Origin of the sequence: Veillonella parvula, assembly GCF_036456085.1 — a bacterium.
Taxonomy (GTDB): Bacteria; Bacillota; Negativicutes; order Veillonellales; family Veillonellaceae; genus Veillonella; species Veillonella parvula_E.
On the sequence record NZ_CP138632.1, the window covers coordinates 1,141,911 to 1,163,591 of the forward strand.

Consider the following 21,681-nt stretch of genomic DNA (forward strand, 5'->3'; position numbering starts at 1 on the left):
AATAGAACTTGAATTTAATAATGTCTTAGATATTATGCAAAAGGTTGACAATACATATTCATCCTTTACGATAACTGCTAACATATTACGATATTATACTAGTCGATTGTACCATAAAATTGACAATAAAAAAACGGTGCTGCAACATAAGTTACAACACCGTATGAGTTTGATTAAACTAACTCGATAATAGCCAAAGGTGCAGCGTCACCTTTGCGAAGACCAGTTTTGATTACACGAGTGTAACCACCTTGACGGTCTGCATATTTTGGAGCAATTGTATCAAACAATTTTTTTACTACACTTTCATCCATGAGGTATGCAAGAACTTGGCGACGTGCATGAAGATCACCACGTTTAGCCAAAGTTACCATTTGATCAGCTAAAGAACGAAGTTCTTTCGCTTTAGCTTCAGTCGTTTCAATACGCTCATATTGGAAGAAAGATGTTAACATGCTACGGAACAACGCTTTACGAGCGGAGCTGTCGCGGCCTAATTTTCTGTACATTCGTCTTCCTCCTTATTCGCCTTTTTGTTTAAGTTGAAAACCACCTGGATGATTATTGAGTTTTTCCTCAATTTCATCGATAGATTTTTTACCTAAGTTGCGAACTTTTCCTAAGTCATCAATGGTTTTGTCTAGCAAGTCTGCAATTGTATTAATGCCAGCACGTTTCAAGCAGTTATACGCACGAACAGAGAGTTCCAACTCATCGATGGAAATCTTTGCTGGGCCGTCATCTACAGCTGGTTCTTCATTATCGGAACCTACTGGATCTATAACGATACCGCCTTCACCAGTGTTTACATCTACAACATCTGCAGAATGCGCTAATTTAGTGAAGTTCCCTAAATAACCAATCATAATGGCAGCAGATTTTGCCACTGCATCAGCAGCAGTAATGGAGCCATCAGTCCAAACTTCTAATGTAAGTTTGTCGAAGTCCATTTCATTGCCTACACGAACATCACTCACTTCGTATTTAGCACGAAGAATTGGAGAGAAGATGGAATCGATTGGAATACAACCAATAACATCAGTATCTTTTTTATTCTTCGTTGAAGGAACATAGCCTTTACCTCGTTCGATTACTACGTCCATTACGAGATGAGCTGTCTCATCCATTGTCGCAATCACGAGTTCAGGATTCAATACTTCTACCTCTGGTGGGAATTGTTCAGCCAAATCAGCAGCTGTCAATATTCCATCCTTTTGGAAGTCAAAATGAACTTCCAAAGGTAATTGTGCTTCTTCTTCAACTTTGATGCACAATTGCTTTAAGTTAAGGATGATATCCGTAACGTCTTCGCGAATACCAGGAATAGTAGAGAATTCATGAAGAACTCCATCAATTTTGATAGAGGTGATAGCTGCCCCATCCAAGGATGAAAGCAAAATTCTGCGTAAGCTATTACCGAGAGTGATACCATAACCACGATCTAATGGTTCACATACGAACTTACCATAACGACCGCCATCGGCGATGTCCACTTTCTCGATTTTAAGTTTCTTTTCTTCGCTCATCAGGAACATCCTCCTATATAACACACGTTCATAGTTAATTATAGCACCGTATCATATCGGTCGCTATAAATTATACACGACGGCGTTTTGGAGGGCGACAACCATTGTGAGGAATTGGAGTTACGTCTTTAATGGAAGTAACTTCAAGACCTGCAGCTTGTAAAGCACGGATTGCAGCTTCACGGCCGGATCCAGGACCTTTTACGAATACTTCAACAGTGCGAAGGCCATGTTCCATTGCAGCTTTAGCAGCTTGTTCAGCAGCCATTTGAGCAGCAAATGGAGTGGATTTACGAGAACCACGGAAGCCCAAGCCACCAGCGGAAGCCCAAGACAACGCATTACCGTTTGTATCTGTCAAAGTTACGATAGTGTTATTGAATGTAGAACGAATATGAGCCGCACCGGATTCAATATGTTTCTTTTCTTTTCTTTTAGTTCTAACAACTTTTTTAGCCACGCTTTATCCCTCCTTTATCTTATTTCTTTTTACCAGCAATTGCTTTTCTAGGACCTTTGCGAGTACGTGCATTCGTTTTAGTACGTTGACCACGAAGTGGTAAACCCATACGATGACGTTTGCCTCGATAGGAGTTGATTTCAATTAAGCGTTTAATGTTAAGAGCTTCTTCACGACGAAGGTCACCTTCTACTTTGTAATCAGCATCTAACAATTCACGGATTTTCGCTACTTCATCTTCAGAAAGATCGCGAACGCGTGTGTCAGGATTGATGCCAGTTTTAGCAATAATTTCAGATGCTAAAGTCGGACCAATACCATAAATATAAGTTAAACCAATTTCCACTCGTTTATCACGAGGTAAATCTACACCGGCGATACGTGCCATCTAATCATCCACCTCCTATCAGATTATCCTTGTTTTTGTTTATGTTTTGGATTTTCGCAAATAACCATTACACGGCCTTTGCGTTTAATGATTTTACATTTTTCGCATATCTTTTTAACTGATGGTTGAACCTTCATTAGTACCTCCTTTGTGGACCCTATGCTTATTTAAAGCGATAGGTGATGCGACCACGATTTAAGTCATACGGTGTCAGTTCCATAGTAACTTTATCACCAGGAAGAATACGGATAAAATTCATACGCATTTTACCTGACACATGAGCCAATACGATATGACCATTTTCCAATTCAACTTGGAACATGGCATTCGGTAATGCCTCAACGACCGTACCTTCCACCTCAATAACGTCTTCTTTTGACATATCTTTTCCTCCGGTTACCTGTTTATTTAATTAACCGCGGTTCTTCCCGCATAGTTAATATTTCAGGGCCGTTTTCTGTAACAACCACTGTATGTTCGAAATGAGCAGCAGGTTTACCATCTACTGTAACTGCTGTCCAGTCATCCCCTAATACACGAACACGGTGAGTACCTAATGTAATCATCGGTTCAATACACAATACCATACCTGGTTTCATAAGAGGTCCTTGATCAGGACTACCATAGTTTGGTATTTGCGGATCTTCATGCATTTCGCGGCCTAAACCATGACCTACGAAGTCGCGTACGACACCGTAACCATGTTTCTCACAATACGTTTGAACAGCGTGACCGATAGCACCAATACGGTTACCGACTTTCACTTGTTCAATTCCCTTGAACAGACTTTCCTCTGTAACTTTTAACAATTTCATCACATCGGGTTTGACGTGACCGATAGGAATCGTCACAGCCGAATCGCCGTGATATCCATCAATAGATGATACGAGATCAATACTGAGGACATCGCCGTTTTTAAGCTTACGCTTAGCGCTCGGAATACCATGAACGACTTCTTCGTTAATAGAAGCACAGATTGTAGCGGGGAATCCATAGTACCCTTTACAACTTGGTATACCACCGTGGCTGCGAATATATTCTTCGGCAATTGTATCTAACTCAAGCGTCGTGATGCCAGGTTTAGCCTTTTTTACTAACAAGGACAACGTGTCTGCTGTAAGCTTACTTGCCTTGCGGATACATTCAATCTCATGGGGCGATTTTAAAATAATCATAGATTATTTCTCCAACGCCTTAATGATGTCAGCAAATACTGCGTCTACATCTTGTAAACCATTAATTTCTTGATATAATCCGCTATTGCGATAGTAATCAATTAACGGTTTAGTAGATTCTTCGTACACAGCTAGACGTTTCTGTACTGTTTCAGGGTTATCATCAGCACGATTTTCTAGAACAGCTCGTTCGCTAATACGTTTAACCAATTCCTCGGAAGGAACGTTTAAGTTAAGTACAGCGTCCAAAGAAATTCCTAATTCTTTAAGGATTGCATCCAAGGATACAGCTTGCGCTGTAGTTCTTGGAAATCCATCAAGAATAAATCCAGATTTGCAGTCATCTTTCACCAAGCGATCACGTACGATACCAACAGTTACACTGTCTGGTACCAATTGACCAGCATCGATGTATTTCTTAGCCTCAACTCCAAGAGGTGTTTCGTTCTTAATCGCAGCGCGGAACATATCACCTGTTGAAATTTGGGGAATACCGTATTTTTCAATAAGTCGAGCTGCCTGAGTGCCTTTACCTGCACCAGGAGGTCCCATTAATAAAATATACATATCGTTTCCCTCCTATTTCACAAAGCCTTTATAGTGGCGTGTTACCATGAGCGACTCAATTTGTTGCATTGTATCAAGTGCTACACCTACAACGATAAGAAGAGCCGTACCACCAAAGTATACGCCTTGGACGCCGGTTATACTACCGAGGAAATTCGGTATAATAGCAACGACAGCTAAGAATACAGCGCCAGCCAAAGTGATCTTGGTCATCACGTTATCCACATAATCAGCAGTTGGTTTACCCGCACGAATACCTGGGATAAAACCACCGTATTTTTTCATATTATCTGCCATATCTGTAATGTTGATAGAGATTGCAGTATAGAAATACGTAAAGATAAAGATCAATATCGCATACAATGCCGTTTGTAACGGCGTCCCCCATGTAAATAAATCAGCAGCTTTATGAACAAATTCATTGTCAATAAATTGTGCAATTGTTACAGGGAACATCAACACAGATGACGCAAAGATAATTGGGATTACACCTGCCTGATTGACTTTCAACGGCAAGAATGTAGAGTGACCACCGTACATTTTACGCCCTACTACGCGTTTTGCGTATTGGATAGGAATGCGACGTTGGCCTTGTGTAACTGCCACTACGACAGCGATCATCGCAAGTGCAATTACAGCAAATAAGAATGCTTGGAACATGTTAATGGTTCCGTTTTGGATATATTGATAAATAGTTTCGAGACCATCTGGCAATCGAGCTACGATACCAGCAAAGATGATCAAGGAAATACCATTACCTATACCATATGCTGTGATTTGCTCACCAATCCACATCAACAAACATGTGCCTGCTGTGAGGATGATGGCCACAACGAATACGCTAAGGAAATCATTATTTACCAAAGCGTTGTTTGCTCTAAGAGCAAATGCCATACCAGCGGCTTGTACAAAGCCAAGGACTACGGTGCCATAACGAGTTACCTTCGCTATTTTCTTACGCCCGTCTTCACCATCTTTACTCCATGCTTCAAACTGAGGAACTACAGACTGAAGCAGTTGCATGATGATGGAAGCATTAATGTAAGGGGTAATACTCATCGCAAAGATAGAGAACTTACTTAGCGCACCACCAGCAAACAAGTCTAATAGACCAAATAGGTTACCGGATGTAAACAAGGATTCGATAACAGATGCATCTACACCTGGTACTGGGATGTGAATGCCGGCTCTAAACACAGCAAACATCATCAATGTGTACAAAATCTTGTTACGTAACTCAGTAATCTTAAAGATGTTCGAGAGGCTATCTAGCACCCTAGATCACCTCAACTTTTCCGCCTGCTGCTGTGATTTTTTCTTCAGCAGCTTTAGTGAAGCCATTAGCGATAACAGTCAAGTTTTTAGTTTCCAATGTGCCGTTACCTAAAATACGAATACCATCGCGTACATTTTTCAAAATGCCAGCTTCAATAAGAGCTACTGGATCAACTGTTGCACCATCTTCAAAGCGATTTAATTGTGCTACGTTAACTTCAGCATATTGTTTAGCAAAAACGCTGTTGTTGAAACCGCGTTTTGGTAAACGACGATAAAGAGGCATTTGGCCGCCTTCAAAACCGGAGCGAACGCCACCGCCAGAACGGGAGTTTTGACCTTTTTGACCACGACCAGATGTTTTACCCAAGCCAGAACCTAAACCACGGCCTACACGAGTACGAGTTTTTTTAGAACCAGCTGCTGGTTGTAATTCATGAAGTTTCATTCAGTGCACCTCCTTATCAGTATTAAACTTCTTCAACTTTTACTAAATGTCTAACTTTATGAAGCATACCTTCGATTTGAGGTGTTACTTCTTTTACGACTTGAGAATTAGTTTTTTTCAAGCCCAAAGCTTTAACTGTCGCGCGTTGATCTTCAGGACGACCGATTAAGCTTCTTGTTAATGTTACTTTAACTTGTGCCATTTCTTGTCTCCTTATTACGCGTTATAGATTTCTTCAACGGTTTTACAACGAAGCTCAGCAACTTCGCTAGCGCGTTTCAAATCTTTCAAACCTTCGATTGTAGCGCGAACCATATTGTTAGGGTTAGAAGAGCCCAAAGATTTAGTCAAGATGTTACGAACACCTACTAATTCCAATACGGCACGAACAGGGCCACCAGCGATAACGCCAGTACCTTCAGCAGCTGGTTTCAAGAATACGCGGCCTGCACCGAATACGCCTGTTACGCTGTGAGGGATTGTACCATTTTTAATAGCTACGTTTACAATATTTTTCTTAGCATCATCGATACCTTTGCGAATTGCTTCTGGTACTTCCGCTGCTTTACCTAAGCCAACGCCTACATAACCGTTGCCATCACCAACAACTACAAGAGCGCTGAAGGAAAAACGACGACCGCCTTTAACTACTTTGGCTACGCGGTTGATGAATACTACTCTTTCTTTAAGATCAAGACTGGTGTAGTCAATTCTCGCCATGTCTATAGTTCCTCCTTCTTAGAATTTTAAGCCTGCTTCACGAGCACCTTCTGCAAGGGCTGCTACGCGGCCGTGGTAAATGTAACCACCACGGTCAAACACTACAGTGTCAATGCCTTTAGCGATAGCTTTTTTAGCAACTGCTTCACCAACAGCTTTAGCAGCAGCTACGTTACCACCATAGGATAAGTTCAAATCTTTATCTAAAGAGCTAGCAGCAACCAAAGTTGTACCTGCTACGTCATCGATTACTTGTGCGTAAATGTTGCTCAAAGAACGGTAAACGTTCAAACGTGGGCAAGTTGCCGTACCAGAGATGTGACGGCGAATACGAAGATGACGTTTTGCTCGAGCGATATTTCTACTAGATTTACGAGGCAAGATATTCACTCCTTTCATTCATATAGATGATATTACTATTTACCTTTTGCACCAGCTTTACCAGCTTTGCGACGAACAACTTCGCCTTCATAGCGGATACCTTTACCTTTGTAAGGTTCAGGTTTTCTCCATTTACGGATATCAGCTGCTACTGCACCTACAACTTCTTTGTCTGCACCAGACACAACGATTTTGTTAGGAGCTGGAACGTCGATTGTAATACCAGCTGGAGCTTCCATTTCTACTGGATGAGAGAAGCCAAGTGTAAGAGCTAATTTATTGCCTTGTTTAGCCGCTCTGTAACCAACACCGTTGATTTCAAGAGTTTTTGTAAATCCTTCAGATACGCCTGTTACCATATTAGCAACAAGAGCGCGAGTCAAACCGTGAAGGGAACGATGATTTTTATCGTCGGAAGGACGAGTTACTGTGATTGTGTTACCTTCTACAGTGATATTCATATCTGGATGCAAATCGCGAGATAATTCACCTTTAGGGCCTTTTACGTTCATATGATGGTTATCATATGTAACAGTAACGCCTGCAGGGATCTCGATAGGCATTCTACCGATACGTGACATTATTTCTACCTCCTATTGCTACTATTACCAAACGTATGCGATTACTTCGCCACCAAGACCTTCTTTACGAGCTTGTTTGTCGCTCATAACGCCTTTGGACGTAGAAATAACTGCGATACCCAAACCACCAAGTACACGAGGAAGTTCTTCCTTTTTCGCGTAAACACGTAAACCTGGTTTGGAAATACGTTTAATTCCTGTAATAACTTTCTCGTTATTGGAACCATATTTCAAAGTTACTTTTAAAGTGTTTTCTTCTTTTTCAACGTTCTTTACAAAGCCTTCTTGTAAAAGGATGTCAAGAACGGCTGCTTTCATTCTAGATGCAGGAATGTTTACCGTTTCATGAAGTGCAGCGTTTGCATTACGGATGCGCGTAAGCATATCCGCGATAGGATCGGTCATTACCATAATCTAAAAACCTCCTCTCGTCTAATATTACCAGCTGGCTTTTTTAACACCAGGAATTTGTCCTTTGTACGCCAATTCACGGAACGCAATACGGCTGATACCGAATTTACGCATATAGCCGTGAGGACGACCAGTTAAGTTGCAACGGTTGTGCAAGCGTGTTGGGGATGCATTTGCTGGTAATTTGGATAAGCCTTCATAATCACCTGCTGCTTTTAACGCTTCACGTTTAGCTGCATATTTTTCAACGATTTTAGCGCGTTTCTTTTCGCGTTCAATCATAGATTTTTTAGCCATCTATATGTTCCTCCTATTATTTTTCAAAAGGCATACCGAATTGAGTCAACAATTCACGAGCTTCTTCATCTGTCTTAGCACTTGTTACGATAATGATATCCATACCAGTAACACGTTCTACCTGATCATATTCGATTTCAGGGAAGATGAGCTGTTCTTTAAGACCCAAAGCGTAGTTACCACGGCCATCGAATGCAGTAGCGCTGATACCGCGGAAGTCACGTACACGAGGTAATGCCGCATTGATCAATCTATCAAGGAATTCATACATGCGTTCGCCACGAAGAGTAACTTTTGTACCCAACGCCATGCCTTCACGAACTTTGAAGTTCGCAATGGATTTTTTAGCTTTTGTGATAACAGGTTTTTGACCAGCAATAATAGTCAAGTCATTAACTGCTGCTTCCAATGCTTTTGCATTGCCTACTGCATCACCTACGCCGATGTTGATAACGATTTTTTCCAATTTAGGAATTTCCATTACATTGCCGTATTGGAATTTTTCTTGCATACTCTTTTTGATTTCAGAGTTGTATTGTTCAAACAAACGAGACATTTATGTAGCTCCTCCTTTCCTGATTATTTAAGTACTGTACCGGATTTAACAGTAGCGCGAACGAATTTACCGTCCTTGCCTTCTACCTTTTTGATACGAGTAGCTGTTTTAGTTTCTGGGTCGACAACCATTACGTTAGAAACATGAATGCCAGCTTCTTTAGTAACGATGCCGCCTTGTGGGTTAGCTTGGGAAGGTTTTGTGTGACGTTTTACAGTGTTAACGCCTTCAACAAATACGCGTTCTTTTTTAGGTTCAGTTGCGATAACTGTACCTTGCTTACCTTTATCTTTACCGGAGATAACAACAACTGTATCGCCTTTTTTGATTTGTAGCTTAGCCATATGCTGCGTTCCTCCTTCTTATAATACTTCTGGAGCCAAAGAAACGATTTTCATGAAGTCTTTTTCACGAAGTTCTCTAGCTACAGGTCCAAAGATACGAGTACCACGAGGGGTCTTGTCATCTTTAATAACTACTGCTGCGTTTTCATCGAAACGAATATAGGAACCGTCTTGACGGCGGATACCTTTTTTAGAACGAACAATAACAGCTTTAACTACGTCGCCTTTCTTGACAACGCCACCGGGTGATGCATCTTTTACAGAAGCAACGATTACGTCACCGATATTGCCGAATTTGCGATAAGAACCGCCCATGACTTGGATGCACATAATACGTTTAGCACCAGTGTTGTCGGCAACATTCAAAATTGTTTGTTGCTGGATCATCGTCTATTCCTCCTTACATCACTCTTATTTTTGTCTTTCAAGAATTTCAACAACTCTCCAACATTTATCTTTAGAAAGTGGACGAGTTTCTACAATTTTAACTGTATCGCCAATTTGACACTCATTATTTTCATCATGAGCTTTGAAGCGTTTTGTGCTAACCATTGGCTTGTTATATAATGCGTGAGGTACTTTACGTTCAACAGCAACAACAACAGTTTTGTCCATTTTGTCGCTAACAACTTTACCTACGCGGACTTTACGTACGTTTCTTTCTTCTGCCACGATTTTAAGCCTCCTTTTCAAACTTTAACAAATCTGTTATTATGCGTTTTCAGATTTAAGTTCAACTTCACGTTGTACAGTTTTAATACGAGCGATTGTCTTCTTAACTTCACGAATGCGCATAGGATTTTCTAATTGACCTGTTGCAAGCTGAAAACGGAGGTTAAATAACTCTTCCTTAAGACCGGAAACTTTTTGTTCCATTTCGGCAGCGCTCATATTGCGAATGTCATTAACCTTCATTTACGTCACCACCCAATTCTTTACCCTTAACAACAAATTTGCATTTGATTGGAAGTTTATGGCTTGCAAGACGCATAGCTTCACGAGCTGTAGCTTCTGGCACACCGTCCATTTCAAACATTACACGACCTGGTTTAACCACTGCTACCCAGTATTCAGGAGAACCTTTACCGGAACCCATACGAGTACCAGCTGGTTTAGCTGTGATTGGTTTGTCAGGGAAAATTTTAATCCATACTTTACCACCACGTTTGATATAACGAGTCATAGCAATACGGGCAGCTTCGATTTGACGGTTAGTGATCCAAGATGGTTCGCATGCTACCAAGCCGAACTCACCATGAGACACTGTATTACCGCGCATAGCACGACCTTTCATACGGCCGCGGAATTGCTTACGATGTTTTACGCGCTTTGGAATAAGCATTACTTGCCACCTTCTTCCTTCTTAGCAGGTGCTTGTTTTGCTTCTGGCAAAACTTCACCTTTGTAAATCCATACTTTAATGCCGATACAACCATATGTTGTATGAGCTTCAGCAGTACCGTAGTCGATGTCTGCACGAAGTGTATGCAAAGGAATAGAACCTTCACGATAGGATTCGCTACGAGCGATTTCAGCACCGCCAAGACGACCGCTTACCATGATTTTAATACCTTTTGCACCTAAGCGCATTGTACGACCTACAGCTTGTTTCATTGCACGGCGGAAGCCGATACGACGTTCCAATTGGCCCGCAATGTTTTCAGCAACTAATGTTGCATCCATGTCTGCTTGTTTAATTTCTGCAATGTTAACGTCCACTTGTTTATCAGTGAAACGAGTCATTGCTTTTTTGATATCTTCGATACCAGCACCACCACGACCGATAACCATACCTGGTTTCGCAGTGTGGATAGTCAATTTAATACGTTTATTTGTACGCTCGATTTCAATGCGGGAAATACCAGCAATGAAAAGGGTTTCTTTCAAGAAGTTACGAATTTTTACGTCTTCATGAAGATTAGCAGCGAAATCTTTATCTGCATACCATTTTGCGTCCCAATCTTTTACGATACCGACACGCAAACCGTGTGGATTAACTTTTTGACCCACTCTGTTTCCCTCCTTCTTAAGCTCTTTCTTTAACTACTACTGTTACGTGGCTAGTACGTTTCAAAATTTTGAAAGCTTGACCACGGGAACGAGGATGAATGCGTTTTAATGTAGGGCCTTGATCAACGAAGATCTCGGATACGTAAAGATTGTCAACATTCATATCGAAATTATGTTCAGCGTTTGCGATTGCAGAACGCATAACTTTTTCTACTACATCAGCGCCAACTTTCGGAGTGAACTTCAAGATGGCAAATGCTTCGCCGATGTTTTTACCGCGCACTAAATCTGCAACGATACGGATTTTACGAGGCGCGATTCGGATATGTCTAGCGATTGCTTTTGCTTCCATGTATTATTTCCTCCTATTTTTTGCCTGTAGATTTTTCGTCCTTACCATGACCTCTATAAGTACGTGTAGGAGCGAACTCACCTAATTTATGACCTACCATATCTTCTGTAATGAATACAGGTACATGTTTGCGACCATCATGCACAGCAATTGTGTGGCCTACAAAACTTGGGATAATAGTAGAGGCACGGGACCAGGTTTTTACAACTTTCTTTTCGTTAGTTTCGTTTAAAGCTTCAACTTTCTTAAGCAAATGATCTGCTACGAAAGGGCCTTTTTTAATAGATCTGGACACTATTTTATCTCCTTTCCTTTATCCTATTTTGTACGACGTTTAATAATTAAGCTGTTAGAAGCTTTTTTCTTGTCGCGAGTTTTAACACCATGTGCTGGTTTGCCCCAAGGTGTAACAGGATGTTTACGACCAACAGGAGATTTACCTTCACCACCACCATGTGGATGGTCACAAGGGTTCATTACAACACCACGGTTGCCAGGGCGAACACCCATCCAACGATGACGACCAGCTTTACCAATTACAAGGTTGCTGTGGTCAGCGTTACCAACAACACCAATTGTTGCACGGCACTCTTGACGAACACGACGCATTTCACCAGATGGTAAACGAAGAATAGCGTAGCCATTATCTTTACCCATCAATTGAGCAGATGTACCAGCGGAACGAACGATTTGACCACCTTTACCGATTTTCAATTCGATATTGTGGATTTGTGTACCGTCTGGAATATTAGCCAATGGTAAGCAGTTACCAGGTTTAATATCGGACTCAGGACCGGAGAATACAACGTCACCAACTTTTAGACCGTTAGGAGCTAAAATGTAGCGTTTTTCACCATCAGCGTAGTTAAGCAAAGCGATACGAGAAGAACGGTTAGGATCATACTCGATTGTTGCTACTTTAGCTGGAATATTATCTTTAGTACGTTTGAAGTCAATAATACGGTATTGACGTTTGTGACCGCCACCTTGGTGACGAACTGTCATTTTACCAGTATTGTTACGACCACCTTTTTGAGAAATCTTAGCGAGCAAGGATTTTTCTGGTTTGCTTGCTGTGATTTCGTCGAAGGCGGATACTGTCATAAACCGGCGACCAGCGGAGTACGGTTTAAATGATTTAATTGCCATTAGTGGGCCTCCTTACAACTAGACTCTTAGACACCTTCAAAGAATTCAATGGATTCGCCAGCTTTTAAGGTTACGATAGCTTTTTTATAATCGCTACGTTTACCTTGTGTACGACCCATGCGTTTAGTCTTACCTAAAACACGAATAGTAGCTACTTTTTCTACTTTTACATTGAAGATTTTTTCAACTGCTTGACGGATTTGCACTTTATTTGCAGTCAAAGGCACACGGAAAGTGTATTTGCCTTCTTCCATAAGCATAGTGGATTTTTCGGTAATAACCGGGCGGATTAGTACATCATGTAATTGCATTATCCGAGCACCTCCTCGATTTTTGCGACAGCGCCTTTAGTAATGAAGAGCTTATCGTAATGAAGAAGATCGAAAATGTTCATACCTTCGCAAGCCAAAGCTTTAACACCTTGGATATTACGAGCGGAACGTTCAACATTTACATCACCTTCAGTGATGAACAATACTTTTGCATCACCAACGTTGAAGCTGTTAATAATGTTCAACACTTCTTTTGTTTTAGGAGCTGCTAATGTGATTTCTTCCAAAACGTATAATTCGCTATTATTCACTTTATCGCTAAGAGCAGATTTAACTGCTAAACGTCTAGCCTTACGAGGCATAGCTTTGTAATAGCTGCGAGGTTGTGGACCAAATGTAGTACCACCACCGATCCAGATTGGGGAACGGCTAGAGCCTGCACGAGCACGGCCAGTACCTTTTTGTTTCCAAGGTTTGCGGCCACCGCCACGAACCATACCTCTAGTTTTTGTTGCATGTGTGCCGAGACGTTCGTTAGACAATTGACGAACTACGGCTTGATGCATTACGGCTTCGTTAACTTCAACGCCGAATACTGCATCGTTTAACTGTATTTCACCGACTTTAACGCCGGATTGATTATATGTTGCTACTGTAGGCATTACATAATCCTCCTTTCGACAAATGATTATTTAACAGGTTTAACCGTGTTGCGAACCATAACCAAGCTACCTTTAGCGCCTGGGATACCACCTTTAACCAATAAAAGGTTACGTTCAGCATCAACTTTCACAACGGATAAGCGTTGTACGGTAACTCTGTAACCACCCATTTGTCCAGGGAGTTTTTTACCTTTGTATACCTTACCGCCGCCACCGGAGATCATAGGACCGATGGAACCAGGTTCACGGTGAGATTTAGAACCATGAGTTTCAGGACCACGGGAGAAGTTATGGCGTTTAATTGTGCCAGCAAAACCCTTACCTTTACCTGTACCCACTACGTCCACCAATTCACCTTCTGCGAAGATATCAGCTGCCAGAGTTTGGCCTACTGTGTAGTCAGCTGCATTAGCTACGCGAACTTCGCGAAGATATTTTACTGGAGCTACGCCAGCTTTGTCGAACTGACCTTTTACAGGTTTTGTTAAATGTTTTTCTTTAATGGAACCGTAACCAATTTGTACTGCTTCGTAGCCGTCTGTTTCTACAGTCTTTACGCGCACTACAACGCTTGGGGTAGTTTCCACTACTGTTACAGGAACTAATTGGCCTTCAGCTGTGAAGACTTGTGTCATTCCTAATTTTTTACCCAAAATAGCTTTAGACATTATCGCACCTCCTTATAGTTTTATTTCAATAGATACACCAGCTGGTAAATCTAAACGAGTGATAGCATCTACTGTTTTCGAATTTGGTTCAAGAATATCGATTAAGCGTTTATGTGTACGCATTTCGAATTGTTCACGAGAATCTTTGTTTACGTGTACAGAACGAAGAATTGTGAAGATATTCTTTTCTGTTGGCAATGGAATCGGACCAGATACCATAGCGCCATTTCTTTTTGCAGTGTCTACGATCTTAGCAGCGCTTTGATCGAGAGCTTTGTGGTCGTATGCCTTAAGGCGAATACGGATTTTTTGCTGTTTAGCCATTATTAATAATTCCTCCTGTCGTCCATTTCGTGAATGGGCTGCTCCATAGAAATTCTCCTCCGCAGAGGCAACCTTCTACTTCATAGTTTAAAAACACAACACGAGAGCGGCATTATCTGCCGCTCTGAGTGCTGCATGTATTGTGCTCAACGCATTCTACGATGAACATAAAAGGTTAAATTAACCTTCGATTTCTGTTACTACGCCAGCGCCTACTGTATGGCCACCTTCGCGGATCGCGAAACGAAGACCTTCTTCGATAGCGATTGGAGTAATCAATTCGATTTCCATTGTTACGTTATCGCCAGGCATACACATTTCTACACCTTCAGGAAGGTTTACAACACCTGTTACGTCTGTTGTACGGAAGTAGAATTGTGGACGGTAGTTGGAGAAGAATGGAGTATGACGGCCACCTTCTTCTTTAGTCAATACGTATACTTCTGCTTTGAATTTTGTGTGTGGGTTGATGGAACCTGGTTTAGCCAATACTTGACCACGTTCGATGTCTTTACGGTCAACACCACGAAGCAATGCACCTACGTTGTCACCTGCTACTGCAGAATCCAACACTTTACGGAACATTTCAAGACCTGTTACTACGTATTGTTCAGCTTTTTCTTTCAAGCCTACTACTTCAACAGTATCACCAACGTTTACTTGACCACGTTCAACACGGCCAGTTGCTACTGTACCACGACCAGTGATTGTGAAAACGTCTTCCACAGGCATCAAGAATGGTTTATCAGTGTCACGAACTGGTGTTGGGATGTAGGAGTCTACAGCATCCATCAATTCGTCAATTTTAGCTACATATTGAGCATCGCCTTCTAAAGCTTTCAACGCGGAACCTACAACGATAGGTACTTCGTCGCCAGGGAATTCGTAGGAAGAAAGAAGTTCACGAACTTCCATTTCTACCAATTCGATCAATTCTTCATCGTCAACCATGTCAGCTTTGTTCAAGAATACTACGATTGCAGGAACACCAACTTGGCGAGCCAACAAGATGTGTTCGCGAGTTTGAGGCATAGGGCCGTCAGCTGCGGATACAACCAAGATAGCGCCGTCCATTTGAGCCGCACCAGTAATCATGTTTTTAACATAGTCAGCATGGCCTGGGCAGTCAACGTGTGCATAGTGACGGTTAGCAGTTTCATACTCAACGTGTGCAGTGTTGATTGTGATACCGCGTTCACGTTCTTCTGGAGCTTTATCGATCATGCTGTAATCTTGGAAGTCAGCTTGACCTTTTTCAGCCAATACTTTAGTGATTGCAGCAGTCAAAGTAGTTTTACCATGGTCAACGTGACCGATTGTACCGATGTTAACATGCGGTTTCGTACGTTCAAATTTTTCTTTTGCCATTTTAAATTATCCTCCGAGGAAAATAGTAATTCTATTAATCTAATATGAGATTAACCGTTTTTCTTTGCTTGAATTTCTTCAGCAATTTTCTTAGGAACTTCTTCGTAATGATCGAATGTCATAGAGTAGTTACCACGGCCTTGCGTTTTGGAACGAAGGTCAGTTGCGTAACCGAACATTTCACTCAATGGAACATATGCTTTGATATGTTGGGAACCATTACGAGCTTCCATGCCGTCCATGCGACCACGACGAGAGTTCAAGTCACCGATAACGTCGCCCATGTATTCTTCAGGAACGTCTACTTCTACAGCCATGTATGGTTCAAGCAATGCAGGGTCTGCTTTGCGAGCACCTTCTTTGAAGCCCATAGAACCAGCAATTTTGAAGGCCATTTCGTTGGAGTCAACGTCATGGTAAGAACCATCAAATACGATAACTTTAACATCAACCATAGGGTACCCAGCGATAACACCGGATTCCATAGCTTCTTTAACACCGCTTTCAACAGGTCCGATGTATTCACGAGGAATCGCACCACCTACAACCTTGTTTTCAAACTCGAAGCCAGCACCTGGTTCTTGAGGAATCAATTCCAACCAGCAGTGACCATATTGACCACGACCACCAGATTGACGTACGAATTTACCTTCAGCCTTAACAGCTTTACGGATAGTTTCGCGGTATGCTACTTGAGGTTTACCTACGTTACAATCTACTTTGAATTCACGGTTCATACGGTCAACGATGATATCCAAGTGAAGTTCGCCCATACCGGAGATAATAGTTTGACCTGTTTCTTCATCAGTACGAACTTTGAAAGTAGGATCTTCTTCTGCCAAACGAGCAAGAGCTGTACCCATTTTTTCTTGGTCAGCTTTTGTTTTAGGTTCAACAGCAACGGAGATAACTGGTTCAGGGAATTCCATGGACTCAAGGATTACAGGAGATTTTTCATCACACAATGTGTCGCCTGTAGTAGTATCCTTTAAGCCCACCGCCGCAGCGATGTCACCAGAATATACGCGTTCGATTTCTTTACGGGAGTTAGCGTGCATTTGAAGAATACGACCGATACGTTCTTTTTTACCTTTAGTGGAGTTGAAAACGTAGGAGCCGGATTCCAATGTACCGGAGTACACACGGAAGAACGCTAATTTACCAACATAAGGGTCAGCCATGATTTTGAATGCCAATGCGGAGAATGGCTCTTCATCGGAAGAAGGACGAGTTGTTTCTTCTTCAGTACCAGGAACAACACCTTTAATAGGTGGGATGTCGATTGGAGCTGGCATGTAATCGATAACAGCATCCAATAACATTTGAACACCTTTATTTTTATAGGAAGAACCACAAAGAACTGGGAATAATTGATTAGCAATAACAGCTTTACGCAATGCCGCTTTCAATTCTTCCACAGAAATTTCTTCGCCTTCCAAATATTTCATCATGATATCATCATCTGTTTCAGCGATAGCATCGATCATCATTTCGCGACGAGCTTCTGCTACTTCTTGATATTCAGCAGGGATATCAGTGATTTCATATTCTTTACCGTCATCGGATTTATAAATTTCCGCTTTCATAGTCATCAAGTCAATGATGCCTTCAAAAGTATCTTCAGCACCGATTGGTACTTGAATAGCTACGGAATTTGCACCCAAACGAGCTTTCATCATGTCAACTACGTTGAAGAAGTCAGCACCTACAGTATCCATCTTATTTACATAAGCGATACGAGGTACGCCGTAGTTAGAAGCCTGACGCCATACTGTTTCGGATTGAGGTTCAACGCCACCTTTAGCACTGAACACCGCAACAGAACCGTCAAGTACACGTAGAGAACGTTCTACTTCTACAGTAAAGTCAACGTGACCAGGAGTATCGATGATATTGATACGATGTTCTTTCCATTGACAAGTTGTTGCAGCAGAAGTGATTGTGATACCACGTTCTTGCTCTTGCTCCATCCAGTCCATCGTAGCAGCGCCTTCATGTACTTCGCCGATCTTGTGAACGATACCTGTATAGTAGAGGATACGTTCTGTAGTTGTTGTTTTACCAGCATCGATGTGAGCCATGATACCGATATTACGAGTTTTTGCTAAGGAAAACTCTCTTGCCACAGTTGTCACCTCTTATTACCAACGATAATGAGCAAATGCTTTATTAGCTTCTGCCATTTTATGAGTATCTTCTTTTTTCTTGATTGCAGCGCCTGCATTGTTGAAAGCGTCCATCAATTCGCCTGCCAAACGTTCTTTCATAGTGCGTTCACCACGAAGACGAGCATAATTTACAACCCAACGAATACCGAGGGTTTGACGGCGATCAGCACGAACTTCAACTGGCACTTGATAGTTCGCACCACCGATACGGCGAGCACGCACTTCAAGTACAGGCATAACATTTTTCAATGCTTGATCAAAAACTTCCATTGGGTCTTGACCCATTTTGGAACGAATAATTTCGAATGCATCATATACGATAGTTTCAGCAATGCCTTTTTTACCATCGTACATAACTTTGTTAATGAAACGTGTTACTAATTTGCTGTTGTACACCGGATCTGGAAGTACATCACGTTTCGGAACAGGGCCTTTTCTTGGCATGTTCAATTCCTCCTTTATAATGATGTGTGTTAATTTCGTTTAATGGCTAAAATTATTTTTTAGCTTTTTTCGCGCCGTATTTGGAACGACTTTGCATACGATTTTGTACGCCAGCTGTATCCAATGCACCACGAACGATGTGATAACGCACACCTGGAAGGTCTTTTACACGACCGCCTCTGATAAGTACAACACTGTGTTCTTGTAAATTGTGACCAATGCCTGGGATGTAAGCAGTTACTTCAATAGCGTTTGTCAAACGTACACGGGCAACTTTACGAAGCGCGGAGTTTGGTTTCTTTGGAGTAGCTGTGTACACACGAGTACATACACCACGTTTTTGTGGAGATTCTTGAAGGGCAGGAGCTGTAGATTTTTTAGTCAAGCTCATGCGGCCTTTGCGTACTAGCTGATTAATTGTTGGCATTTGGGCACCTCCTTTCCAAATTTGAGATTTATAATTGATCCGTCATAACAAAGTGTTACATCGGATATTACCAAGATTAACGTAGGACGCCTACAGCTGTGGCCCGCACCTTAATGCGACACGCACGACCGAGATCATCCATGGTGTGTTTGTCATTCACAGGTATTCCCTGTTCTTCACAAGCAATCCGTAAAGGCTGTACCACACGTTCATCACTATCACAACCCAGGAACACGTACTTCACAGCACCTTTAGCAATTTGTTTCAACGTTTGCTTGGCACCGATTGTTTTGTTCACCGACTTCAGATGGGCAATGTCCATTGTACTAATTCTCCTTACGAAATTATGCCCATTAGGCATACCTCGCCTAAAGCACTATGTAAGTATATCAATTACAGCAGTCCATGTCAAACAATTTCCAATGTCACACACCGCTCTACAGCTGCATTTTATGTGTACACTCATCCGTGTGTTTCATTCAATCTTAAATTATAAATGAAGAGTGATTTTTTATTCATATATCATTATTTTCATGTATAAATAATCATTCTATGCATTTGCTATTATTTTTTCTTTTACCAATTATGCAAAATTAATATAAACACCATTTTATTATGATATAAATTAATACAGAACAAATATTTGTATTTATAAGTTACTAAAGAAAGGAGATTATATGATTAAACTCATTAAACGTTATTCAAACTTTAATCCCCCTGTAATTATAGGTAGCTTGTCTATCGTCTTAGGGCTGAGCTTATGTGCCCTTCTGATTCCGCAAATATCTCAAACGATCCTCCAAGGGATTCGTGATATTATATTTGAAGATTTCAGCTGGTTTTATGTTTTATCCATAAGTCTCTTCTTTATCTTCAATATCTTTCTTGCACTTAGTTCGCTAGGTGACATCAAACTTGGTAGCGACGATGAAGAAGCGGAATTCTCTTATACAGCTTGGCTCGCCATGTTATTTGCGGCAGGTACTGGTGTAGGTCTCATGTTCTTCGGTACTGCTGAACCGCTCTCACATTATCACTCCGCTGTAGGCTTAGTCGATGGTGCTCCTAGCGCCAAGGAAGCGTTATTCCGCTCCATCTTCCACTGGGGCATCAATGCATGGACGGTATACGGAATTATGGCTTTAGCATTAGCGTATTTTGGTTTTCGCTATAAGTTGCCTTTATCACTACGTTCATGTTTCTATCCGCTGTGGAAGGATAAGATCAATGGCCCACGAGGGCACATTATCGATATCATCGCACTTTGTGTAACTTTATTAGGTATCGTAACCACCTTAGGATTTGGTGCGGCCCAACTAGGTGCAGGGTTCCTATATATTGATATCATCTCCACTAATGACTTTTCCGCCCAAACGGTCATCATTATCATCATTATGTCCATTGCCGTTCTATCTGCTGTTACAGGTATTGATAAAGGCGTTAAGCTGCTCAGCGAAATTAATATATCTGTTGCATTAGTCTTAATGCTTTTTGTACTCTGTGCAGGTCCTACATTACTCCTATTAAATACAATGGTAGAAAACTTTGGATACTATCTATCACATATTTTAGGGCAAAGCTTCTATACATCTATCTATACACCAGAAACCCGTCCATGGTTCTTCAGCTGGACCATACTATTCTGGGCTTGGTGGTTATCTTGGGCACCATTTGTGGGCATGTTCATTGCGCGTATTTCAAAAGGTAGGACTATTCGAGAGTTCATCTTTGGGGTACTCATTATTCCAACTGTTTTTACTATCGTTTGGTTTACTATCTTTGGTAATACTGCAATTTATATCGATGAAACAGTAGCAAACGGTGCACTCGGTGCATTAACCGATAAACCAGAACAACTACTCTTTGCATTCCTTGAATATTTACCATTATCCAGTTTAACTAGTCTTCTATCAATTATCGTATTAGCATTATTTTTTATCACATCTGCCGATTCAGGCATTTATGTGTTAAATAATATTGCGGCCTATGATAAATCCACTTCATCTCCAAAGTGGCAATGCTTAATGTGGGGCTCTGTAATGTCCTTTCTTGCCATCAGTTTGCTCAGCATTGGTGGGCTTAATGTACTACAATCGGTAACGCTCATTCTCGCCTTACCATTTGCAGCCTTGATGGTTATCATGTGCTACAGCTTATGGCAAGGATTATTAACAGATACGCAATACTTTAACACAAAACTTTCAACCACATCCATCTACTGGGACAGCAAGAACTGGAAACAAGGTCTTGCCAAAATACTCAACCAAACGCAATCGGAAGATGTTATTTCCTTTATGAAAACAACAGCATTGCCTGCTATGTATCAGCTCAATAAAGAATTAACCGAAGAGTACGGATTAACTACGAGAATTGACAAACATTTCAATGGTAACGACGCCTCCGTAGAGTTAACCATCGAAAAAGAATCAATGCGCAACTTTACCTATGGCATCAAACTCGTTACGCAAGAGGTATCGGATCATCTCATCGAAGATCCTAACATTCCTCACATTACTGAAAGTACCAACGCAATCCCTATGACATATTTCAGTGACGGGCGCGCCGGATACGATGCACAGTATATGACACGGGAGGATATCATTACCGATATCATTCGACAGTACGAACGATATCTTACTTTATCGGATGACGTCGGTTATGACATCATGTCTCATGACGCGGAAGAAGCAGCTGAATAGAAACCAATA

At 41.4% G+C, this 21,681-nt stretch carries 36 protein-coding genes; 1 reads left to right on the forward strand and 35 read right to left on the reverse strand.

The features are described from left to right. Positions 1-173: 173 nt before the first annotated feature. The 35 genes from rplQ to PK1910_RS05590 form a co-directional block, all read right to left on the reverse strand. Positions 174-509 carry a 50S ribosomal protein L17 gene (gene rplQ / locus PK1910_RS05420; protein WP_004695155.1) on the reverse strand — a complete coding sequence of 112 codons (336 nt, stop codon included), beginning with the start codon at positions 507-509 and terminating at the stop codon, positions 174-176. 12 nt (positions 510-521) lie between these two features. After that, positions 522-1,526 carry a DNA-directed RNA polymerase subunit alpha gene (locus PK1910_RS05425; RefSeq protein WP_004695153.1) on the reverse strand — a complete coding sequence of 335 codons (1,005 nt, stop codon included), beginning with the start codon at positions 1,524-1,526 and terminating at the stop codon, positions 522-524. Positions 1,527-1,596: 70 nt separating this feature from the next. Continuing rightward, positions 1,597-1,986 (reverse strand): 30S ribosomal protein S11, encoded by a 390-nt coding sequence (gene rpsK / locus PK1910_RS05430; protein WP_004695151.1) that lies wholly within the window; start codon positions 1,984-1,986, stop codon positions 1,597-1,599. A 19-nt stretch (positions 1,987-2,005) separates the two neighbouring features. Next, on the reverse strand, positions 2,006-2,374 hold the full coding sequence (gene rpsM / locus PK1910_RS05435) for a 30S ribosomal protein S13 (RefSeq protein WP_004695149.1): 369 nt from the start codon (positions 2,372-2,374) through the stop codon (positions 2,006-2,008). A 23-nt stretch (positions 2,375-2,397) separates the two neighbouring features. Continuing rightward, positions 2,398-2,511 (reverse strand): 50S ribosomal protein L36, encoded by a 114-nt coding sequence (gene rpmJ / locus PK1910_RS05440; protein ID WP_004695148.1) that lies wholly within the window; start codon positions 2,509-2,511, stop codon positions 2,398-2,400. 26 nt (positions 2,512-2,537) lie between these two features. Beyond that, positions 2,538-2,756: a translation initiation factor IF-1 gene (infA, locus tag PK1910_RS05445; RefSeq protein WP_004695147.1), complete on the reverse strand. Its 219-nt coding sequence runs from the start codon at positions 2,754-2,756 to the stop codon at positions 2,538-2,540. A 22-nt stretch (positions 2,757-2,778) separates the two neighbouring features. Next, positions 2,779-3,549 (reverse strand): type I methionyl aminopeptidase, encoded by a 771-nt coding sequence (map, locus tag PK1910_RS05450; protein ID WP_004695146.1) that lies wholly within the window; start codon positions 3,547-3,549, stop codon positions 2,779-2,781. 3 nt (positions 3,550-3,552) lie between these two features. Continuing rightward, complete coding sequence (locus tag PK1910_RS05455) at positions 3,553-4,116, reverse strand: adenylate kinase (protein ID WP_004695145.1); 564 nt, start codon at positions 4,114-4,116, stop codon at positions 3,553-3,555. Between the two features lie 12 nt (positions 4,117-4,128). Then, entirely contained in the window at positions 4,129-5,391 is a 1,263-nt protein-coding gene (gene secY / locus PK1910_RS05460; RefSeq protein ID WP_004695143.1) for a preprotein translocase subunit SecY, read from the reverse strand. Between the two features lies 1 nt (position 5,392). Continuing rightward, the gene (gene rplO, locus PK1910_RS05465; RefSeq protein ID WP_004695141.1) at positions 5,393-5,839 is read right to left on the reverse strand and encodes a 50S ribosomal protein L15; all 447 of its coding nucleotides are present in this window, start codon (positions 5,837-5,839) and stop codon (positions 5,393-5,395) included. Between the two features lie 22 nt (positions 5,840-5,861). Next, positions 5,862-6,041 (reverse strand): 50S ribosomal protein L30, encoded by a 180-nt coding sequence (rpmD, locus tag PK1910_RS05470; protein WP_004695138.1) that lies wholly within the window; start codon positions 6,039-6,041, stop codon positions 5,862-5,864. A 14-nt stretch (positions 6,042-6,055) separates the two neighbouring features. Further along, positions 6,056-6,559, reverse strand: a complete 504-nt coding sequence (gene rpsE, locus PK1910_RS05475) for a 30S ribosomal protein S5 (protein WP_058948085.1) — start codon at positions 6,557-6,559, stop codon at positions 6,056-6,058. Between the two features lie 18 nt (positions 6,560-6,577). Next, the gene (gene rplR / locus PK1910_RS05480; protein ID WP_005385510.1) at positions 6,578-6,958 is read right to left on the reverse strand and encodes a 50S ribosomal protein L18; all 381 of its coding nucleotides are present in this window, start codon (positions 6,956-6,958) and stop codon (positions 6,578-6,580) included. Between the two features lie 17 nt (positions 6,959-6,975). Beyond that, positions 6,976-7,521: a 50S ribosomal protein L6 gene (gene rplF / locus PK1910_RS05485; protein ID WP_004695131.1), complete on the reverse strand. Its 546-nt coding sequence runs from the start codon at positions 7,519-7,521 to the stop codon at positions 6,976-6,978. 24 nt (positions 7,522-7,545) lie between these two features. After that, positions 7,546-7,932, reverse strand: a complete 387-nt coding sequence (gene rpsH / locus PK1910_RS05490; RefSeq protein WP_004695128.1) for a 30S ribosomal protein S8 — start codon at positions 7,930-7,932, stop codon at positions 7,546-7,548. Between the two features lie 27 nt (positions 7,933-7,959). Beyond that, positions 7,960-8,229 (reverse strand): 30S ribosomal protein S14, encoded by a 270-nt coding sequence (gene rpsN / locus PK1910_RS05495; RefSeq protein WP_004695122.1) that lies wholly within the window; start codon positions 8,227-8,229, stop codon positions 7,960-7,962. 16 nt (positions 8,230-8,245) lie between these two features. Continuing rightward, complete coding sequence (gene rplE / locus PK1910_RS05500; protein WP_004695119.1) at positions 8,246-8,785, reverse strand: 50S ribosomal protein L5; 540 nt, start codon at positions 8,783-8,785, stop codon at positions 8,246-8,248. 23 nt (positions 8,786-8,808) lie between these two features. Beyond that, positions 8,809-9,129 carry a 50S ribosomal protein L24 gene (rplX, locus tag PK1910_RS05505; protein WP_004695118.1) on the reverse strand — a complete coding sequence of 107 codons (321 nt, stop codon included), beginning with the start codon at positions 9,127-9,129 and terminating at the stop codon, positions 8,809-8,811. A gap of 18 nt (positions 9,130-9,147) precedes the next feature. Beyond that, on the reverse strand, positions 9,148-9,516 hold the full coding sequence (gene rplN, locus PK1910_RS05510; protein ID WP_004695117.1) for a 50S ribosomal protein L14: 369 nt from the start codon (positions 9,514-9,516) through the stop codon (positions 9,148-9,150). Between the two features lie 24 nt (positions 9,517-9,540). Further along, on the reverse strand, positions 9,541-9,801 hold the full coding sequence (rpsQ, locus tag PK1910_RS05515) for a 30S ribosomal protein S17 (RefSeq protein WP_004695116.1): 261 nt from the start codon (positions 9,799-9,801) through the stop codon (positions 9,541-9,543). A gap of 39 nt (positions 9,802-9,840) precedes the next feature. Further along, on the reverse strand, positions 9,841-10,044 hold the full coding sequence (rpmC, locus tag PK1910_RS05520) for a 50S ribosomal protein L29 (RefSeq protein ID WP_004695115.1): 204 nt from the start codon (positions 10,042-10,044) through the stop codon (positions 9,841-9,843). Next, positions 10,034-10,471: a 50S ribosomal protein L16 gene (rplP, locus tag PK1910_RS05525; protein ID WP_004695114.1), complete on the reverse strand. Its 438-nt coding sequence runs from the start codon at positions 10,469-10,471 to the stop codon at positions 10,034-10,036. Before rplP ends, rpmC begins: the two co-directional genes overlap by 11 nt. Beyond that, positions 10,471-11,139 carry a 30S ribosomal protein S3 gene (gene rpsC / locus PK1910_RS05530; protein WP_004695113.1) on the reverse strand — a complete coding sequence of 223 codons (669 nt, stop codon included), beginning with the start codon at positions 11,137-11,139 and terminating at the stop codon, positions 10,471-10,473. Before rpsC ends, rplP begins: the two co-directional genes overlap by 1 nt. Positions 11,140-11,155: 16 nt before the next feature. Then, positions 11,156-11,491 (reverse strand): 50S ribosomal protein L22, encoded by a 336-nt coding sequence (rplV, locus tag PK1910_RS05535; protein ID WP_004695112.1) that lies wholly within the window; start codon positions 11,489-11,491, stop codon positions 11,156-11,158. 13 nt (positions 11,492-11,504) lie between these two features. Next, positions 11,505-11,786, reverse strand: a complete 282-nt coding sequence (rpsS, locus tag PK1910_RS05540; protein WP_004695110.1) for a 30S ribosomal protein S19 — start codon at positions 11,784-11,786, stop codon at positions 11,505-11,507. Between the two features lie 23 nt (positions 11,787-11,809). After that, positions 11,810-12,640 carry a 50S ribosomal protein L2 gene (gene rplB / locus PK1910_RS05545; protein WP_004695109.1) on the reverse strand — a complete coding sequence of 277 codons (831 nt, stop codon included), beginning with the start codon at positions 12,638-12,640 and terminating at the stop codon, positions 11,810-11,812. 26 nt (positions 12,641-12,666) lie between these two features. Next, on the reverse strand, positions 12,667-12,951 hold the full coding sequence (gene rplW / locus PK1910_RS05550; RefSeq protein ID WP_004695108.1) for a 50S ribosomal protein L23: 285 nt from the start codon (positions 12,949-12,951) through the stop codon (positions 12,667-12,669). Continuing rightward, complete coding sequence (rplD, locus tag PK1910_RS05555; RefSeq protein WP_004695105.1) at positions 12,951-13,574, reverse strand: 50S ribosomal protein L4; 624 nt, start codon at positions 13,572-13,574, stop codon at positions 12,951-12,953. The genes rplW and rplD overlap by 1 nt, the downstream gene beginning before the upstream one ends. A 26-nt stretch (positions 13,575-13,600) precedes the next feature. Further along, the gene (gene rplC / locus PK1910_RS05560; protein ID WP_004695102.1) at positions 13,601-14,242 is read right to left on the reverse strand and encodes a 50S ribosomal protein L3; all 642 of its coding nucleotides are present in this window, start codon (positions 14,240-14,242) and stop codon (positions 13,601-13,603) included. Between the two features lie 12 nt (positions 14,243-14,254). Continuing rightward, positions 14,255-14,566 (reverse strand): 30S ribosomal protein S10, encoded by a 312-nt coding sequence (gene rpsJ, locus PK1910_RS05565; RefSeq protein WP_004695100.1) that lies wholly within the window; start codon positions 14,564-14,566, stop codon positions 14,255-14,257. Between the two features lie 180 nt (positions 14,567-14,746). Then, positions 14,747-15,934 carry an elongation factor Tu gene (gene tuf / locus PK1910_RS05570; RefSeq protein ID WP_012864763.1) on the reverse strand — a complete coding sequence of 396 codons (1,188 nt, stop codon included), beginning with the start codon at positions 15,932-15,934 and terminating at the stop codon, positions 14,747-14,749. 50 nt (positions 15,935-15,984) lie between these two features. Next, positions 15,985-18,060 carry an elongation factor G gene (gene fusA, locus PK1910_RS05575; RefSeq protein WP_004693557.1) on the reverse strand — a complete coding sequence of 692 codons (2,076 nt, stop codon included), beginning with the start codon at positions 18,058-18,060 and terminating at the stop codon, positions 15,985-15,987. A 15-nt stretch (positions 18,061-18,075) separates the two neighbouring features. After that, complete coding sequence (gene rpsG / locus PK1910_RS05580; RefSeq protein ID WP_004693556.1) at positions 18,076-18,546, reverse strand: 30S ribosomal protein S7; 471 nt, start codon at positions 18,544-18,546, stop codon at positions 18,076-18,078. A gap of 52 nt (positions 18,547-18,598) precedes the next feature. Continuing rightward, positions 18,599-18,973: a 30S ribosomal protein S12 gene (rpsL, locus tag PK1910_RS05585; RefSeq protein ID WP_004693554.1), complete on the reverse strand. Its 375-nt coding sequence runs from the start codon at positions 18,971-18,973 to the stop codon at positions 18,599-18,601. 76 nt (positions 18,974-19,049) lie between these two features. Further along, positions 19,050-19,295 carry a L7Ae/L30e/S12e/Gadd45 family ribosomal protein gene (locus tag PK1910_RS05590; protein WP_004693552.1) on the reverse strand — a complete coding sequence of 82 codons (246 nt, stop codon included), beginning with the start codon at positions 19,293-19,295 and terminating at the stop codon, positions 19,050-19,052. A 355-nt stretch (positions 19,296-19,650) separates the two neighbouring features. Here PK1910_RS05590 and PK1910_RS05595 point away from each other — a divergent pair, with 355 nt between their 5' ends. After that, positions 19,651-21,672 (forward strand): BCCT family transporter, encoded by a 2,022-nt coding sequence (locus tag PK1910_RS05595; RefSeq protein ID WP_058948086.1) that lies wholly within the window; start codon positions 19,651-19,653, stop codon positions 21,670-21,672. Positions 21,673-21,681 lie beyond the last annotated feature (9 nt).